Source organism: Streptomyces sp. CAI-85 (assembly GCF_013363615.1).
GTDB lineage: Bacteria > Actinomycetota > Actinomycetes > Streptomycetales > Streptomycetaceae > Streptomyces > Streptomyces antibioticus_B.
Genome location: NZ_JAANNX010000023.1, coordinates 60,116 through 76,525, shown reverse-complemented (window position 1 = coordinate 76,525; position 16,410 = coordinate 60,116). Strand labels below are relative to the sequence as shown.

Annotated in this window: 15 protein-coding genes and 1 pseudogene; 9 read left to right on the top strand and 7 right to left on the bottom strand. The window is 70.8% G+C overall.

Annotation, left to right across the window (positions count from 1 at the left end; all coding sequences use genetic code 11):
* Positions 1-363 precede the first annotated feature (363 nt).
* Together G6W55_RS23410 and G6W55_RS23405 are read right to left on the bottom strand one after the other, a co-directional pair.
* Entirely contained in the window at positions 364-927 is a 564-nt protein-coding gene (locus G6W55_RS23410; protein WP_175522810.1) for an HXXEE domain-containing protein, read from the bottom strand.
* 419 nt (positions 928-1,346) lie between these two features.
* The gene (locus G6W55_RS23405) at positions 1,347-1,514 is read right to left on the bottom strand and encodes a hypothetical protein (RefSeq protein ID WP_175522809.1); all 168 of its coding nucleotides are present in this window, start codon (positions 1,512-1,514) and stop codon (positions 1,347-1,349) included.
* A 309-nt stretch (positions 1,515-1,823) separates the two neighbouring features.
* On the opposite strand from G6W55_RS23405, the gene G6W55_RS23400 reads away from it, so the two are divergent.
* Positions 1,824-2,150: a WhiB family transcriptional regulator gene (locus G6W55_RS23400; RefSeq protein ID WP_175522808.1), complete on the top strand. Its 327-nt coding sequence runs from the start codon at positions 1,824-1,826 to the stop codon at positions 2,148-2,150.
* A 625-nt stretch (positions 2,151-2,775) separates the two neighbouring features.
* Here G6W55_RS23400 and G6W55_RS23395 read toward each other — a convergent pair.
* Both G6W55_RS23395 and G6W55_RS23390 read right to left on the bottom strand, forming a co-directional pair.
* A complete protein-coding gene (locus tag G6W55_RS23395) occupies positions 2,776-3,054 on the bottom strand; it encodes a hypothetical protein (RefSeq protein WP_175522807.1) in 279 nt (92 codons plus the stop codon).
* A gap of 327 nt (positions 3,055-3,381) precedes the next feature.
* Positions 3,382-4,311 carry an AraC family transcriptional regulator gene (locus tag G6W55_RS23390; protein WP_175522806.1) on the bottom strand — a complete coding sequence of 310 codons (930 nt, stop codon included), beginning with the start codon at positions 4,309-4,311 and terminating at the stop codon, positions 3,382-3,384.
* Positions 4,312-4,421: 110 nt separating this feature from the next.
* Here G6W55_RS23390 and G6W55_RS23385 point away from each other — a divergent pair, with 110 nt between their 5' ends.
* Together G6W55_RS23385 and G6W55_RS39610 are read left to right on the top strand one after the other, a co-directional pair.
* Complete coding sequence (locus G6W55_RS23385) at positions 4,422-5,102, top strand: NAD(P)H oxidoreductase (protein WP_309243799.1); 681 nt, start codon at positions 4,422-4,424, stop codon at positions 5,100-5,102.
* A 26-nt stretch (positions 5,103-5,128) separates the two neighbouring features.
* Positions 5,129-5,308 (top strand): annotated as a pseudogene (locus G6W55_RS39610) (hypothetical protein); the annotation flags it as partial.
* A gap of 312 nt (positions 5,309-5,620) precedes the next feature.
* Here G6W55_RS39610 and G6W55_RS23380 read toward each other — a convergent pair.
* Positions 5,621-6,460 (bottom strand): LysR family transcriptional regulator, encoded by an 840-nt coding sequence (locus G6W55_RS23380; protein ID WP_175522804.1) that lies wholly within the window; start codon positions 6,458-6,460, stop codon positions 5,621-5,623.
* Between the two features lie 92 nt (positions 6,461-6,552).
* On the opposite strand from G6W55_RS23380, the gene G6W55_RS23375 reads away from it, so the two are divergent.
* Complete coding sequence (locus G6W55_RS23375; RefSeq protein ID WP_175522803.1) at positions 6,553-7,290, top strand: SDR family oxidoreductase; 738 nt, start codon at positions 6,553-6,555, stop codon at positions 7,288-7,290.
* A 145-nt stretch (positions 7,291-7,435) separates the two neighbouring features.
* Here the strand turns inward: G6W55_RS23375 and G6W55_RS23370 are convergent, their stop codons facing one another.
* Positions 7,436-8,962 (bottom strand): serine/threonine-protein kinase, encoded by a 1,527-nt coding sequence (locus G6W55_RS23370; RefSeq protein ID WP_309243798.1) that lies wholly within the window; start codon positions 8,960-8,962, stop codon positions 7,436-7,438.
* 449 nt (positions 8,963-9,411) lie between these two features.
* Here G6W55_RS23370 and G6W55_RS23365 point away from each other — a divergent pair, with 449 nt between their 5' ends.
* Both G6W55_RS23365 and G6W55_RS23360 read left to right on the top strand, forming a co-directional pair.
* Positions 9,412-11,625: a DUF262 domain-containing protein gene (locus G6W55_RS23365; RefSeq protein ID WP_175522802.1), complete on the top strand. Its 2,214-nt coding sequence runs from the start codon at positions 9,412-9,414 to the stop codon at positions 11,623-11,625.
* Positions 11,626-11,842: 217 nt separating this feature from the next.
* Entirely contained in the window at positions 11,843-13,534 is a 1,692-nt protein-coding gene (locus G6W55_RS23360; RefSeq protein ID WP_309243797.1) for a serine/threonine-protein kinase, read from the top strand.
* An 83-nt stretch (positions 13,535-13,617) separates the two neighbouring features.
* Here the strand turns inward: G6W55_RS23360 and G6W55_RS23355 are convergent, their stop codons facing one another.
* Positions 13,618-13,881, bottom strand: coding sequence for a hypothetical protein (locus G6W55_RS23355; protein ID WP_175522800.1), 264 nt, complete (start codon positions 13,879-13,881; stop codon positions 13,618-13,620).
* A gap of 275 nt (positions 13,882-14,156) precedes the next feature.
* Between G6W55_RS23355 and G6W55_RS39440 the strand changes: the two genes are divergently transcribed.
* From G6W55_RS39440 to G6W55_RS23340, 3 genes are read left to right on the top strand one after another with little or no spacing between them, the layout of a single operon-like run.
* The gene (locus G6W55_RS39440) at positions 14,157-14,756 is read left to right on the top strand and encodes a 2OG-Fe(II) oxygenase (RefSeq protein WP_175522799.1); all 600 of its coding nucleotides are present in this window, start codon (positions 14,157-14,159) and stop codon (positions 14,754-14,756) included.
* Positions 14,753-15,493 carry a hypothetical protein gene (locus G6W55_RS23345; protein WP_175522798.1) on the top strand — a complete coding sequence of 247 codons (741 nt, stop codon included), beginning with the start codon at positions 14,753-14,755 and terminating at the stop codon, positions 15,491-15,493. Before G6W55_RS39440 ends, G6W55_RS23345 begins: the two co-directional genes overlap by 4 nt.
* Entirely contained in the window at positions 15,490-16,380 is an 891-nt protein-coding gene (locus G6W55_RS23340; protein WP_175522797.1) for a glycosyltransferase family 2 protein, read from the top strand. The genes G6W55_RS23345 and G6W55_RS23340 overlap by 4 nt, the downstream gene beginning before the upstream one ends.
* The last annotated feature ends 30 nt before the right edge of the window (positions 16,381-16,410 follow it).

Here is a 16,410-nt window from a genome sequence, read left to right as displayed (position 1 = left end):
TTCCTCTTCCTGATGGCTGGCGTCGACCAGGTTCGCGGCCCGGATCACCCGGTGCAACCGGATGACGGTTGATGGGCATGGCTCGGGAATCCGCGAAGCGGCAGGTGACCGCGAAGGTGCCCCCAGGCCCGGTCGACCTGGGCCACCGAGTGCAGCTTGGACAGGGCGACGGCCTCGGCCGCCTTCGCCTTGATGCGCCGGGCCCCAGACGCCCCGGCTTCGACCAGTCAGGACGCTGGCTCGGGACCGGCGTCCGGCAGCAGACTCACCCTTAGGGCCTTCGTTTTCATCAGTGCACCTTGGTCGGAGCACATGATCAGGCGAGGGCCGCGTTCACGGTGCATTGAATCCTCGTTCAGGCGGTCAAGTTCGAGGTGGCGTTCGGTTTTGGCCGACAGTCCGCCTCGCCATCGCGTGCGTCGCGACCGTGGCAGCCGCGGCCAACGCAAGGCCCTGCACGACGTCGCGGGGACGACTCCGGCGCAGCACCCCAGCCCGCCGCAGCCGGCCGCGGGCCCAGAGCGCGAAGGGAATGACCACCAACGGGGACGTGACCGAGCCCGGCGTGTACCCGCGGATCACGGCGGCCTGAGCCAGATGCACCAGACCATGGAGCCCAAATCCGTTGAGGGCCCCCTGATAGAAGGCGGACCGCCCGCCGGTGCGGTACCCGTCGGCGGCCGCTGCGGTCACCACGAAGGCCATTCCGGCGACGGCGGTCGCGAACTCGTGCGCGTCGATGGACTCCAGACGCCGCCATATCCGATCCGGTACCTGCGGAAAACGTTCCCGCAGCTCGGGCACCTGAGTACGCGTCCACCGCGGCACCAAGGCCACTTCCTCCGCATCGTGCGCTGCCCACGCAGCCAGTAACCCGAAGGTCACACCCGCACCGACGCCACGTTGCCCGCTCTCATGTCCACTCATGGACAGGCAGTCTCTCAGCACACCTGGCTCCACGAGCAAGACGCGGGTGAAGGGTCATGCACTCCGAAAGCGCCACTGAGGTCGAAAGACCCGCCGGTCACGTCGATGCAGCTCTTGCATCGCGGCACGCCGTCCTCGACGCGTGGGGTCGCTGCCGCCTACGAGGCCCGGCGGGCCAGGCGGAACAGGACCCGGGCGCAGGGGAGGGCCGCCACATCTGGTGCCCGTCTCGGCGCAACACCTCTGCGTCCGCCGCCATTTGTCCCCCTACGGCCGATGGTGGTCAGTAACCCAGTCCATTACAGCGCGTACGCGCGGACGGCGCGGGGTTCCTAGCTGTGACAACCCTCCCCAAAGCCGGTTTCCACAGCGGGGTTTGTGCATCGTGCTGCTCAGGCCGAGCTCGAGGCGCCCGGACGTCAGGCGGCGCCGTTGTTCTGCGGCCAGACGTCTGACCTTGCCTTGCTGCGGATGCGCTTGCCAACGGCCCGCTGGTGCACCGCGCCGGACTCCGGGGCGGCCTCGGTCCAGGTGGTGCCGTCGCTCTCCGCGTAGGTGGACACCACCTGCTGCTCGGCAGGGGCCAAGCCGCACATACAGGGCCTGGCCTGGCTCGGAGCTGGGACCGAGTCCGCGGGAGCATCGGCCTGGTTCTGCTGAAGTCCCCGGGAGTGTCCTGACGGGTGAGGCGTCGCTGTCGGCGATGCCTGGCTCTTCGGCCACTGGCTGAGCCACCCCACGAGGCACAGGGTCTTCGTCAAGGCCCCTTCACCCGAAGGGATTGCCACCACACCGACGGCGTTCCATACCCCTGCCGGTGTGCCGTAACGTTTCGGCCTGCGTCGGCCCAGGGGAGGCCGACGTCGGGCCGGACCGGGGGAGAGGGCGGCGTCGAGATGGGCGAGGACGATCAGGACACCTGGGGTGCGCGAGCGCTCTGCCGGACCGCTGATCCGGAGGAGCTGTTCGCCGAAGGTGCGGCCCAGAACCGGGCCAAAACCATCTGCACCGGCTGCCCGGTGCGCACCGAATGCCTCGCGCACGCCCTCGATCACCGCATCGAGCACGGGATCTGGGGCGGCATGACCGAGCGGGAACGCCGCTCCCTGCTGCGACGGCGCCCACTGGTCACATCCTGGCGCCGCCTGCTCGAAGCCGCCCGGTCCGAGCACGAGCAACGCGCCGCTCCCGGCGACGAACCGGCCTGGGACGCCACCGGATGACCATCCCCACGCCGTGGTGGGCTCCTGCCCTGCGGCGGCTCTCAGAGCAGCGCCGTGGTTTCGAAGGTCTGTCGCCTTCGACGGCGCCGCGCGGCTGCAGTCTCGGCTTGGGCCAGCACCGCGAGGATGCCGCTCACCGCTCACCGCTCACCGCTCACCGCTCCAGCGTTGGTGAGGAGCAGAGCCTGGTCGATGACTGCGTGGAGTTCCGCCTCACCTGTGGCGATGAAGAGGTCCCGGGCAGGGCTCAGGTGCGCCGGCCAGTCGTCCTCTGACGGACCTGGGCTGTCACTCGAGACCTGAGGCGCACATCCACCCGACGAGCCGAGGTGGTGTACACGGTGCTTGGGGCAGCCGCCGGGGAAGAGGGGGACGCGCAATTGCTTCGCGCGGCTGTGGCCGACCGTCCCGTCTGCGGTGCCCGACCTCCCCGCGGAGGCTGCCCGTGGGGAGGTTGCACATCCGGGTGGTCTGCGCGGTGCCTCTGCCGTGGTGGTCAGGAGCACTTCGGCGCGTGCCATTCGCGCGGGCTGTCGGTCTGCTTGGCTCCTGCCGGCCGATTGCCCCAGCACGCGTTCCCCGCTCGGGCCTGTCGGTGACCAGAGGGCAGTGTCGGGTGGTGCTGTCAGCCGTTCTGCGCGACAGCCTCGCAGTTCGTCGCCCCGGGCCCGCCCAGCACTCCGAGGATGGGGGAGGAGACGGCGCAGAGGGTGGCAGGGACGTTCTGCGCCGCGTTGGTTGCCAGTCCGGGAGCAAAGACGGGGGTGACGACCGGGCCCAGGAGCGTGGTGTTGTCGAGGGCCGCGTCGCCGTCGTCGGCCACGGCGACGCCCGCGCCCAGGGCCGTGGCCGCAGCCAGCACGGTGAGGGACAGAGCTGTTGAGAAGACACCCTTAGTGATCATGTTTTTCTCAACGTCACGGCCTGGGAGAGGTCACGCGGCTCAACCCGTGCGGCGGGCAGCGAGGCGCACCGCTGCCACCAACGGCCCGCCCGTGACAGCCCTCGGATCTGCTGAGCCGGACGGAACCGGGACCCATTTGGCGCACAGGACCGCCGCGGTCGCGACGGCGCGGCAGCACAGGAGAACCGATGACGGGAAAGAAGCCGCACTGTGCCTCGAAACAGGTGGGGCGGCGCTCCCCTGGCCCCCACGACCAAGCCAGACCGAGACCATGCCGAACCGCCCCCGCAACGGGAGCCTGAAGACGACCCACATCGCGTGCCTGACTCACGCCGCCGTGGTGCGGAACGTGCTGGGGCTGAGGCCCTTGTGGCGTTTGAAGGCGGCGCTGAAGCCGAAGGCATCGGCGTAGCCGACGGTCCTGGCGATCTGGGCGATGCTGAGGTCGGTGTCGGCCAGGAGCGCCGCGGCGTCGTCCATGCGGCACTCGGTGAGGTAGGTGAGGGGCGGACGGCCCATCAGTTCGGTGAAGCGCCGGGCGAACAGCGCCCGGGAGACGCCGGCTTGAGCTGCCAGCGACGCGACCGTCCAGCTCTCGGCGGGCCGCCCGTGGAAGGCGTGCAGGGCGGGGGCGAGGACCGGGTCGGTGAGGCCGCGGTACCAGCCGGGCGCGTCGGCGCCCGCCCGGTCGAACCAGGTGCGCAGCGTGCAGACCAGAGTCCAGTCGAGGAGCCGGTCCATCAGCGCCTGCGAACCGGCGGAGAGCCGGGCGGCGTCGGCGGCGGAGTTCTCCAGCCAGGCGCAGACCTCGGCGTCCTCGGAGACGACCAGGACGGGCGGCAGGGCACGCAGAAGCCGTTCGTGGCGGTGCCCCGAGGCGCGGTAGGCGCCCACGATCAGCGCGGTCGCCCCCTCCGGGCCGGTGCCCCAGTGGATGCCGTCGAGTTCCTCGCCGGTGCACGCGGCGTCCGCGGTGAAGCAGGCGATCTCGTACGCGGTGTGGGGGCGGTGGACCGTGGCGGGCTCGTCCGCGAGGCGGAACCGCGCGGGGCCCTGGACGACGGCCGTGTCGCCCGCGCCGATCGCCCGCTCGGTGCCGTCGGCCAGCAGGAGCGTGCCGCCCCCGCGCAGCACGCTGACCATGGTGAGCGGGGCGGCGTCGGTGAAGGTGATACTCCAGGGCGCAGTCAGGACGGCATGGCTGACGACCGAGCCCTCGGCCCGGATGCCGCTCAGCAGTGAACTCAGAGGATCCACAGCACAATCGTAGACGATCTCCTATGTCCTGGAGAGTTTCTCCCATGGATCATCTACGGTGCCGCGGCTGTACTGGACTCACCGAACAGATCGAGCCCTCGGGAGACACCGTGCCGCAGCACAGCAGCGACGCCAGGACGGCCCTCGTGGTCGTCGCGCACCACCGCAGCGATTCCCTCACCGCCCACACCGCCCGCCGCGCGGCTGCCCAGCTCGAGGCCGCCGGATACCGCATCGACCTGCTCGACCTGCACGCCGAGGGGTTCGACCCGCGGATGAACGTGGAGGACCAGCCGGACTGGGGCAACCGCGAGAAGCCGTACTCGGACGAGACGCACGCCCACATGCGGCGGATCCTCCACGCCGATGTCGTCGTCGCCGTCTTCCCGGTGTACTGGCAGAGCGTGCCCGCCGTTCTCAAGGGATGGATCGACCGCGTATGGAACTACGGTTTCGCCTACGGTCGCAGCACGCCCCGCCTGGCGGGCAAGCGCATGCTGTGGCTGGCCCTGGCCGGCGCCACCGCCGACGACCCCGTCGCGGAGTCGATGCAGTCCGTCCTTGAGGCCAACCTGAGCGACGGCATCGCCTACTACTGCGGCTTCTCCCGCTCCACCGTAGCCCTGCTCCTGGATGCGGAGGAGCGACCGCAGCGCATCGACGCCGGGGGCAATCTGCTGGTCGGCGAAGCGGTCGCCGGCGCCGAGCGGGAGGCGCAGTACACCGAATTCGACCGTCGGGCACGGAAGTTCGTGGAGGAGTTCCTCGCGGACGAACTCGTCGAGGCCTGACAGCCTCCGGACCCCGTGGGCTGACACTGCGGCACTGGGCGCGAGACCTGGCGGCCCGGATCGCACCGGCGGACGCCTGGGCTGGGCGCAATCGCACCGCCAGCTCGTCGAGCGCTGCGCCGCCGGGACACCGCCGGGACGCGGCAATGCCGCAGGACGTGCGCGCGCAGGTCAAGGCCGCCGGCCTGGACCTCGATGCCGCCGACGGGCCCGGTCGTCGCGCACCTGCACACGGGGTGGTACTGGTTGAACGATGACCTCCAATGGTTGGCCTACTTGCTGATCGCCTTCGGCTGGATGCTGACGACAGCCGTCATCGCGGGTGTCACCCGCACCCTGCAGAAGAACTAGTGGCTGGTCTCGCAGCGTTGGCTGGGGCAATCGATGCGCCGTCCGGCGGTCAGCGGACTGTCTCCAGGGCAGCAGACCGTCAGGGACACTGCCCTGCTGAGGCAGCGGCGTTGAGCTGCCAGTTGATCGAGGCTGTCGTCGGGGGCGGCCGCCCTCCTTATCCGGCTTCAAAGGAGTGTTGCAACGCGGACCAGGTCGGCAACTGCACGAAGGCGGCTCTGCGGCGGCCAGGCGATCACCGTTGTCACCGGCGGAGCGTCCAGGACTCGCACCGCGGCGAGGTCCCGGCGCAGGTCAGCAGCGGCGGACTCGGGAACGACCACGGTGGTACGGCCCAGCGCGATGAGCTGGAAGAGCTGTGTCAGGTTCCGTATCTCCGCGCCCGGTCCTTCCGGGTAGCTGCCGTCAGGACCGGGCCAGCGGGCCGGCGGGAGCTCGGGCAGTGTGGTGACGTCGGCCATCCGGACCTGGGAGCGGATGGCGAGCGGGTGTGAGGCCGGCAGGATCGCGACCTGTCCCTCGGTGTACAGGGTCTCGGTGTCGAGCCCGGCTGCCGAGTCGAAGGGCAGGTGCAGAAGAGCCACGTCGGCTTGTCCCTCCCGCAGCAGTTGCCGGTGCTGGTGTGCCTCGCAGATCAGCAGATCGACGGTGACTGCGCCGGGTTCTGCGGCGTAGGCGTCGAGCAGTTTCGTCAGCAGCTCGCCACCGGTGCCGGACTTGACGGCGAGCACAAGGCTGGGGTGTGCCGTGGCGGCCCGTCGGGTACGCCGCTCAGCCGCGGTCACCGCGCTGAGGATCTCGCGTCCTTCGGCCAGCAGCACGGCTCCGGCCTCGGTGAGCGTGACCTTGCGGCTGTTGCGTTCCAGCAGTGTGATTCCGAGCCGCCGCTCGAGCTGTGTGATCGTCCGGGACAGTGGGGGCTGGGCTATCCCGAGGCGCTGGGCAGCCTTGCCGAAGTGCAACTCCTCGGCGACGGCGACGAAGTACCGCAGCTCGCGTATCTCCATCAGCCCAGGTTAGGACGGCAGACGGCTGATCGATACCGCTCGGGTATCGCTGCACTACCGAGAGGGTGTTGGTGCCCGGCGGCAGCGCAGGCATGCTCGCTTTCATGAGCGAGAAGACGATCGCGCTGGTCACTGGTGCGAACAAGGGAATCGGGTATGAGATCGCGGCCGGGCTCGGTGCGCGGGGCTGGAGTGTCGGTGTCGGCGCCCGGGACGAGCAGCGCCGGAAGGACGCCGTGGCGAAGTTGCGTGCGGCCGGTGCTGACGCGTTCGGCGTGCCCTTGGACGTGACCGACGCCGGGAGCGTCGCCGCCGCGGTCCAACTGATCGAGGAGCGGGCAGGACGGCTGGACGTACTGGTCAACAACGCCGGCGTTGCCGGCGGCCGGCCGGAGGAACCGACGACCATCGACCTCGAGACCGTGCGGCGACTGCTGGAGACCAACGTCCTCGGTGTCATCAGGGTCACCAACGCGATGCTGCCCCTGCTGCACCGTTCGGCGCACCCGCGGATCGTCAACCAGTCCAGCCACGTCGGCTCCCTGACACTCCAGACCACGCCCGGTGTGGATCTCGGGGGAATCAGCGGGGCGTACGCGCCGACGAAGACCTACCTCAACGCCCTCACCATCCAGTACGCCAAGGAGCTGAGCGGCACCAACGTCCTGATCAACAACGCCTGCCCCGGTTACGTGGCCACCGACCTCAACGGATTCAGCGGGACGCAGACCCCCGAGCAGGGCGCGGCGATCGCCGTCCGGCTGGCGACCTTGCCGGACGACGGCCCGACCGGCCGGCTGTTCGACGACAGCGGCGTCGTGCCCTGGTGACCTGTTCGGCGTGGGCGTTGCGCTGGCGGATGGATGCGGCGATGGCGGCGTTCTGTTCGGCATGGGTGCGGCGGTCTGCGGCCCAGGTGCGGACTTCGGCGTGCCTGTGCGGGGAGAAGTTGTCCGGCACCACGTAGTGCGAAAGTCACCGCGCCGCCGCCCGGGTTCGCCGTCTGCGCTTGTAGCGCATCGTCGTGGTGGTCACCAGGATGGCGATGGCCAGGGGGAGGGCCAGCAGGCTCAGGAAGAGCACCTTGAGGATCCAGACGCTCACGGTGACCGCCAGGCTCCAGCCCAGGATGCGCAGCGTGCGGCTCTGTCCCGGGGGGAGCAGGCGGGCCGTGGTCTCGGCGTGGAGCATCAGAGCGATGCCGACGAGCGCGATGACCAGGGTGATGGCGGTGTTCTCGCTCCAGAGCGCATAGGGGTCGTCGGGGTCGATGTAGAGCTTGGACTTCCATCCGATCAGCCACGCGAGGGCCGGCAGGAGACAGTAGAGGCCGGGGGCCAGGGCGTGCAGCCGGCCAGTTGCCGGGACGGGCCCTTCCGCGGCGCCGGCCGACGCAGCACGGGCACGGGCACGAGACGAGGAGGACGGAGCGGTCGAGGTGGGTGCGCTGTGGACGGACCGCCCCTCCGGCGGTGGACGCCGAACCGACGGATCGTCAAGTTCGGTCGGTGGCCACTGCGGTGCGGGAGAGGTCGGCACCCGTGGCAGGGGCGACTGCGCCGGTCGGGCAGGAACCGGCACATCACCCGGGGATGCGGTCGGTGGCGGGAAGGCGGCGTGTGCCTCACCGCGGTCTGCCAGGTCCGCGGCGACGGCCGTCGGCAGCCACCCGGCGGCGTCGTACTCGTCGAAGGCGAGCTGGTGCAGAAGGGCGTCCAGGCCGGGCCGGTCCTCGGGCTTCTTGGCCAGGCACGCGGCGACGAGCGGGCTCAGGCTGTCCGGGACGCCGCTCAGGTCGGGTTCCTCGTAGACGATGCGGAAGAGCAGCGCGTGCGCCGAGCCCTCGCCGAAGGGGCCCCGACCGGTCGCCGTGTAGGCCAGGAGCGCGCCCAAGGAGAAGACATCGCTGGGCGGGCCCACGGAGGCGTTGGTGAGCTGCTCGGGCGACATGAAACCCGGAGTGCCCACTGTCAGTCCGGTCGCGGTGAGGGCGCTGGCCTCGCTCACCAGCGAGATCCCGAAGTCGATGACACGGGGGCCGTCAGCGGCCAGGAGCACGTTCGACGGCTTGAGGTCCCGGTGCACCAGCCCCACCCGGTGGATGTCCTCCAGCGCCTCCACCACCCCGGCTCCCAGCGCCCGCACCGCGGCCGCCGGCCACGCGCCGTGGGTTTCGACGGCCTCCGCCACGGACGGGCCCGGCATGTAGGCGGTCGCCAGCCAGGCCGGATCCCCCTGCGGGTCGGCATCGACCACGGCTGCGGTGAAGAATCCGTTCACCCGACGCGCCGCGGTCACCTCACGGGCGAACCGCTTCGCGAAGCCGGGCTCCTCCGCCAGTTCCGGCCGTACCACCTTCACCGCGACCGGGCGGCCGCCCGGGGACCGGCCGAGGTAGACCCGGCCCATCCCGCCGGCGCCCAGCCGGCCCACGATCCGGTAGCGGCCCACCTGCCGCGGATCGCTCGTCTCCAGCCCCTCGACCCGCCCACTGCCCCCCACGCCCACGTCCACGTCCCTTCCGAACCGCTCTGTCCGCCCCGCCATCGGCGAAGAGCATCATGGCCGTCTGTCGGCGACCATGTCCGTCAATTGGAGCAATTACCGACTTCGGTGCGTCGAGCGGATGCCGATGGTGTCGAGGATCCGAGGGTGTCCGCCACGAGCCGATCGGCGATGGCCCCCCGCGACAGTGAAGGGCCGCCTACCCCGAGCCCGCCCGCGCATCCAGCGAAACCATGAGCCGGCACCGGCGAATGAACCGGAATGAGCGGACCTGGCGCGCCCCGTGCCGCCCGCAGCCACCGGACTTACCGCCTTCTGCCGCTTCACAGCGACGCCCACGACCCACACTCCCGCGCGGAGTGACGGCCAGATTTGATCCAGGGCTACAGCAATGGCGGGGGAGTTGGGACTATGAGCAGACAGCCGGGCAGGTGGGGAGTGGTGTCATGGGTTCGGACGAGATCAGGTCCCAGGGCTTCAGCCTGAAGGAGCTGTTCCGTGATGTGACCTATGAAATCGACTACTACCAGCGCGACTACACCTGGGGTGAGGACGAAGTCCGCACGCTGCTGCGGGATTTGTGCGGGTCGTTCAGGAACTGGTCCGCCAACCCGTCCTACTTGCGCCGGCCGCACACCGCACCGCAGTACTTTCTGGGGCCGTTCGTCTACTACGAGTCCGCCAGGAACAGGCGCTACCTCGTCGACGGGCAGCAGCGGTTCGTCACGCTGCACCTGCTTTTCCTGCAACTGCGGCTTGCGGCACAGGAGCGCGCGGACACCCGGGCCGTCGACCGCCTCAACCGGGTGATCACGATCGACGGAGCGCACTTCTCGCTCGGCATCACCGATCACGAACCGGTCCTGCGAGCGGTCGCCGAGGCCCGCACCTACGAAACGGGCGCCGGCGACTCGCTCTCGCGCCGGAACCTCTGGGCACGCAGCCGGCAGATCGAGTCCCAGCTCGCGGAAGAACTCGACGCGGAGAACCTGACCCGGTTCACCGAGTGGCTGCTGGACCGGGTGGTCCTGGTCGGGATCCGCGCGGCCGACTCCGACCACGGCTACCGGATGTTCGAGACGATGAACGACCGCGGCGCCCGCCTGACCGCCGTCGACCTCCTCAAGAGCCACCTGCTCTCCCACGTCGGAGCGAACGAGGACCAACTGAACACCCAGTGGCAGGAGATGCTGCGGGAACTGGCCACCGACCGGGAGGACTCCACAGCCGCATCCCGCTTCATCAAGGCATTCCTGCTGGCCCGCTGCGCACGCGAGCGCCAGGACGAGGACCGTCGGCAGATCGAGCGCAACCTCAACGTATGGGTCCGCCAGAACGCCGCCCGCCTGCACCTGGTACCCGAACACCCCGACAACTTCCTGCACTTCGTACAAGACCTGCTGAAGTCGGCCAGGCTGTTTCGGCCCTTCCTCGCCGCCGGCCGCGCACTCAAGACGGGCGCCGACCGCCTGGAGACGGTCCTCTTCAACGAACGCAACGCACTGGGCTGCCAGGCCGTCGCCATCCTCGCCGCCATCGACCCCGACGACCAGCCCTCCGACGCCAAGCACAAAGGCCGCCTCGTCGCCGACTACATGGACCGCTGGTACGCCCTGAGGGTCCTACAGGACTTGCCGGTGCAGTCGGCGGACGCCGACGCCCTGACCCACGACACCCTCGTACCGCTTCTGCGCCGGTGCCGCACCGTAGCCGAGGTCGCCGCGGCCCTCGGCGACCTCGTCACCCAGGACCCGGGCTCGATACGCGACGCCGTCACGCTCGGGCTGCGCGGCAACAACGCCCATCAGATCCGCTACCTGTTGGCCCGGGCCACCGCCTACGTCGAGGAGGCATGCCAGCGCCCCCACGACGTGCTCGCCTACCTCGACCGCGACCGGTTCCACATCGAGCACCTGTGGGCCAACCACCACCACCGCGTGCACAAGGAGATAGCCGACCCCGTCGTCTTCCGCAGCCGCCGCAACCAACTGGGCGGCCTGGGACTGCTCATGGGCCGCGAGAACTCCAGCATCAACGACCTGCCCCTGCACGACAAGGCCGGCTACTACGCCCGCAGCAACGTCCTGCTGGGCATCATCGCCCCCGGCTACGACCAGCGAAACCCGCTGCTGCGCGAGTTCATCAAGACCCACAAGCTCGACAAGGTCCTCAGGCCGTTCGGCCCGCGGGAGACGATGACCTCGGTTGTCCAGACCCGCCAGGAGCTGTATCTGTGCCTGTTCGAACACATCTGGAACCCCGAGCGCCTCGGACTGCCCGTCCCCCCGGCCGGAGAGCCGGAAGGCGTCCCGCAGCCGCAGGCCCAGCCCCGCCGGGCCGCCGCGCAGCGCCGACCGGTCGCCGGGCGCCGCCGCACCGATGTCGCCCGCATGGTCGCCGCCCGGATCCTGACCGCCGGCACCCAGATCGTGCTCACCTACCGCTCCACCGATCACTGGGCCACCATCGACGAAGACGGCGGCATCATCCTCAATGCGACCGGCGGTACCCCCTACGGCCGGGTCGACGAAGCCGGCGCTGTCGCCCGCGGCACCAAAACCTGCCAGGGCATGAACGAATGGCGTATCGAGGACGAGGCGGGGGCCCGCATCAGCCTGCGAACGCTACGCGATCGCGCGATGGCCTCGGGCGACCTGTGACAACTCCCTGCCCGTCCAGGAACGTTCGGCATGCATGGGTTGAACCCGCACGGCGCTCCGCACGGTCCAGGCGGGCTGCCCGTCGACGCCAACGTCACGTCGACGTCGAGCAGGCGGGGAACGAGGGCGCGGTCGGCCCGGCTGAGGTTCCTTCAGTGGGCGTGAGACAGTTGCGGGTCCGACCGGCGCGGTCGGTGAATCTTGCCTGTGGGGGGCGTTGTTGTCTGCGCGTATTCATTCTGCGAGGCCCGGTGATCCGGGCCGGATCGGTCCGTACCGGGTCATCGGCCGGCTGGGTTCAGGCGGCATGGGAACGGTCTACGCGGCCCTGGATCCCGGCGGCCGGCGGGTGGCGGTCAAGGTCGTCCACCCGGCGCAGGCCGGCGACGACGAGTTCCGGGCCCGATTCAAGCGGGAAGTCGAGCTGTCCCGGAGGGTCACGGGCCCCTGCCTGGTGCCGCTGCTCGCCGCCGACCCCGCCGCGGCCGACCCCTGGCTGGCCACCCCGTACGTGCCCGGCCTCACCCTCGCCGAACACATCGCCACGCACGGCCCGCTGTCCGGGGCCCGGCTCTACGCTCTGGCAGCCGGGACCGCCGCCGCGCTGGCGGCCGTCCACCAAGCCGGGGTGGTGCACCGCGACGTGAAGCCGGGCAACGTCATCCTGGCCCCCGACGGACCGCGGGTACTGGACTTCGGCATCGCCCACGCCCTGGAGGGCACCTCGGTCACCCGGACCGGCGTGATGACCGGCACCGCCGGCTGGATCAGCCCCGAGGGCTACCGCACCGGCGCCGTGGGCCCGGCCGCCGACGTCTTCGCCTGGGGAGCGCTGCTCGCCTACGCCGCCACCGGACGCCTCCCGTTCGGCACCGGCGCACCGGACGCGGTCGCCGCCCGGGTGATGTCCGCCGACCCCGACCTCGCCGGACTCCCCGACGACCTCCTGGACCTCGCCACATCCGCGCTGGCCAAGGACCCGGAAGCGCGGCCCACCGCCGCCGCTCTGGCGGGGCGGAGCACGGTACTCCTCGCCGCCCAGAGCACCCACGTCCTGCGGCCGGAGGCCGAGGCTCCGACCTTGACGGCGGATCTGGTGATGACCGGATGGGAGGGTCTGTCGACGGCAGAGGACGACCCGGCCTGGGCCCTGGCCCGGCGCAGGGTCGCCCGCCGCCGGGCCCGGCTCGGTGCCACGGCCGCAGTCACCGTTGTCGCGGTGGCCGCTGCCGGCACCTACCTGATGGCAGCACACGACGGGGACGGGAAGCCGGGCAGCACGCGGGCCGGGGCGAGCACCACGGCCTCCGCGCCCGCCCCCGGCCACCGCTCCGCAGCACGGACCGCCTCACCCGAAGCGGTGACAGCCTCCCCGGCCGCAGACGCTCCAGAGGCCGGACAGGAAGCGGGAACTCCGGCAGGGAAGACGTCGTCCCCCGACTGCCTACCGGTCACCTACAAGCTGCCCACCGGCCCGGCGACCTGCGAGTCCAGGGAGGACATCTGCGCCGTCCGGTCCCCGTACTACGTCAAGGACATCGACAGCCTGTGCGGCGGCCCGCCCGCGCTCCAGAGGGTCAACATCATCTCCGAGCCGTCCACCGGCGGTGACCCGGGAGTCTCCTACTGCGTCGCCTGGACCGGGAGCGGCAGCGGCAGCGACACATCCCGTGACGCCGTGCTGCTGATGAACGCGCCCGGCTACCAGTGCGGGGGCGACCTGGTGAGTCCCGCCGGTACCCAGGAACCGCCGGGGGAGTACACCGTCGTCTTCTTCGACACCGAGCAGGACTGCACACCCCTGTATCCCGGAACGCGTCTGACCTACCCCGCCGTTCTGGACTACAGCAGCCTCGACGACGGGCAACCCCCGCAGTACGTCTGCCTGAGCGAGCATGTCGGCGCCTGACCCGGAGACGCTCGGCCAGGTCCGAGGTGTCTTCCAAGCCGCGGCGGGCCGCCCTCGACGCGATGCAGTTGCTGCGCCACCCCCTACGAGGCCCGGCGAGCCAGTCGGAACAGGAACCGGGCGTACGTGAGGGTCGCCACCGTGATGATCGTCGGAACGACCGCCAGCGCGAGTATGCCCACCAGAGCGCGGCTGTCATCCGTGGGTTCGTAGAACCCTCTGTCGTCGTCCATCAGGTATCGGTAGCCGAACCACCCCCACAGCGCCAGCGACAGGAGCATCCACCCGATCGCCCACCTCTCGATCAGGTGCCCGTCCCGGCGCAACTCCTCTGCGTCCGCCGCCATTTCTCCCCCTACAGCCGATGATGATCAGTAGCCGCCCAGTTCATCACAGCGCGTAGGGGCCGACGGCGCGGGGGGCCCTCGCAACACCCTTCAGCAGCCCCGCCGCCCCCGTCCTCCCGCCCCCGTCCTCCCGCCGCCCGTTCCGCCGCACGGGCGAGCCCGGCGCGCCGGTCCCCGCGGGCCGGGTCCGCTTGCAGGAGTCTGGACGCACTCCACGCGACGTACCCCACCGGGAGGCGTCAGTACTCATGCGACCCCAGTTCAGGACGCCGAACGTGGCGTCGGCTCCGGGCTTCCTCTCCGCCTCCGAATGCGCCGACGCCATCCGGGCCATGGACGAGTCACCCCGCGAGCCGGCCCAGGTCGTCCGCGCCGGCGAGTCGGTCCTCGACCCCTCGCTGCGCCTCTGCTTCGACCACCACTTCCCCGACGACCACAAGCGCCGCATCGGCGAACGCATGGCGTCCTACTTCGACGACCACCGCACGGCGTTCGACTCGGACGCGGACTTCCTCTACGGCCCGTACTTCATGTCGTACGAGAAGGGCAGCTACTTCCGCGCGCACCGCGACGTCGCCAACCACAAGGACGATCCGCCGCGGCTCGCCGCCCACCGCTGGTCGCTCCTGCTGTACCTCAACGGCCGCCGCGCCACCGGGGCCCTGCCGACGTTCGACGGCGGCGCGCTCACCGTGTACGAGACCGACCCCCGCCTGCGCGACCGCCGGGTGGTCGTCGTGCCCGAGCCGGGGATGCTGCTGCTCTTCCGCTCCTCCCTGATGCACGAGGTGGCGACCGTGCTCGACGGCACGCGGTACGCGGTCGCCGGTTGGATGTCCAGTGCCGGTTCCCCCGCCCTCGGAGGCCCCCGATGACGTACCACTCCTCCGCCAACGAGTCGGTCCGACTGGGGGTTTCCCGCGACACCGACCTCAAGACGCGGACCGCGCTCGCGGCGTTCTGCCGCCGCAACGGCTACCCGTACCTCTTCACCGAGGTGCTGGAACCACTGCTGTCCGGACACGGTCTCGTCCTGGCGCTCGCCGTGACGGAGCGGCCGTGGCCGCCCACGGGCATCGGGTCGCAGACGATCGAGGCGGTGGGCATCGCCATGATCGGAACCGAGGGCCGGGCCCATCTCACCCCGGTCCTGACCGACCGGCGGAACGCCACCAACATCGGCCTCGTCGCCGCCCTGACCAAGCAACTGCTCGAATACCTGCGCGAGGCGGACGTCCCGTCGGCCAGCTATCTGGTGCGCCAGGGGGACCGGGCACTCGAGCGTGCCCTCGAACGCGCCGGCTTCGCCGAGGCGGACTTCCAGTCGTCCACCGAGTTCGCCGACTACCTGGAGTTCGCCGCCCCGCCCCACAAGATCCTCGACACCCTGGGCCTGACGGCACTGCGCACCGGCGATCTCCTGGCCCTGGACCTGGACGGCGGGGAGCTCGACCGGCTCGGTTCCTACCACTTCGCGCTCACCGCCGGGCTGACGGCCTACCTGCGGGACTCGCTCAGGCACGCGGCCCTCCTCCCGGGCCTGATCGACCTCGTCGCCACCCTGCCGCCCGGGGGCGTCCCGCCCGGCACTCCCGGGCCACCGCTGACATGAGTCCTGCTGCGTCCTCGGTGTCGTTGATCGTCTCGACGCTGGACGAGGGCGCCGAACTGCACACGACCCTCGAATCGGTGTACGCCGGAGCCGTCGTCCCGGACGAGACGATCGTCGTCGACGACGGCGGCACGGACGGCAGTTGCGCCCCGTTGGAACGGGAGGAGTGGCGGGCCCGCGGCGTCGTCGTGCACCGCATCCGGCGCAGCGGCGTCGCCGCGGCCCGCAACGCGGGCGCCCGGCTCGCCCGCGGTACGCACCTGGTGTTCCTCGACGCACACTGCCGCCTTGAGCGGAACTGCCTGGCACGCCTGCGGACGGCCCTGGACGCCGGACCCGGCGCCGTCCTCGCGCCCACCGTCTCCGACGCCGCCAGCGAGGCGGCGGGCTGCGGGGCGCGGCTGATCGACGCCCACCTGCGGACCCGCTGGCTGCCTCCCGAACCCGACGGCGGCGCCCCGTACGCCGTGCCCCTCGCACCGGGCGGCTGCCTCGCGGTACGCAGGGCGACGTTCCGCCGCCTGGGCGGCTTCGACGCCTTCCGCGAACTCGGCCTCGAGGACGTGGACTTCAGCCTCCGGACCTGGCGGGCCGGGCTCGACGTGCTGGCCGTTCCGGGGGCACGGCTGACACACCGCTTCCGCCCGTATCCGCCGTACCGCCTGAGCGGTACGAGCCGCGCCTACAACCTGGCGCGCACCGCGCTCGTCCACTTCGACGGTTCCCGACGCGAGGAGTGCCTGCGCAAGGTGATCGGTACCCCGAGGGCCGCCGAGGTGCTGGTCGAAGCGTTGGCCGGCGACTGGGAGGCGCAGCGGGCCGCCGTCGAGTCGACCAGCGTGCGCCCCTTGGAGGCGTACTTCGAAAGGTTCGGCGACTGGCGCTGACGCCCCCTCTGAAGATGCCGTCGAACGGCC

Excerpts from the sequence above, each read along its gene's own strand:
- G6W55_RS23365 (WP_175522802.1), top strand. The coding sequence starts at position 9,412 with ATGGGTTCGGACGAGATCAGGTCCCAGGGCTTCAGCCTGAAGGAGCTG.
- G6W55_RS23355 (WP_175522800.1), bottom strand. The coding sequence starts at position 13,881 with ATGGCGGCGGACGCAGAGGAGTTGCGCCGGGACGGGCACCTGATCGAG.
- G6W55_RS23395 (WP_175522807.1), bottom strand. The coding sequence starts at position 3,054 with ATGATCACTAAGGGTGTCTTCTCAACAGCTCTGTCCCTCACCGTGCTG.
- G6W55_RS23375 (WP_175522803.1), top strand. The coding sequence starts at position 6,553 with ATGCTCGCTTTCATGAGCGAGAAGACGATCGCGCTGGTCACTGGTGCG.
- G6W55_RS23400 (WP_175522808.1), top strand. The coding sequence starts at position 1,824 with ATGGGCGAGGACGATCAGGACACCTGGGGTGCGCGAGCGCTCTGCCGG.
- G6W55_RS23340 (WP_175522797.1), top strand. The coding sequence starts at position 15,490 with ATGAGTCCTGCTGCGTCCTCGGTGTCGTTGATCGTCTCGACGCTGGAC.
- G6W55_RS23345 (WP_175522798.1), top strand. The coding sequence starts at position 14,753 with ATGACGTACCACTCCTCCGCCAACGAGTCGGTCCGACTGGGGGTTTCC.
- G6W55_RS23380 (WP_175522804.1), bottom strand. The coding sequence starts at position 6,460 with ATGGAGATACGCGAGCTGCGGTACTTCGTCGCCGTCGCCGAGGAGTTG.
- G6W55_RS23410 (WP_175522810.1), bottom strand. The coding sequence starts at position 927 with ATGAGTGGACATGAGAGCGGGCAACGTGGCGTCGGTGCGGGTGTGACC.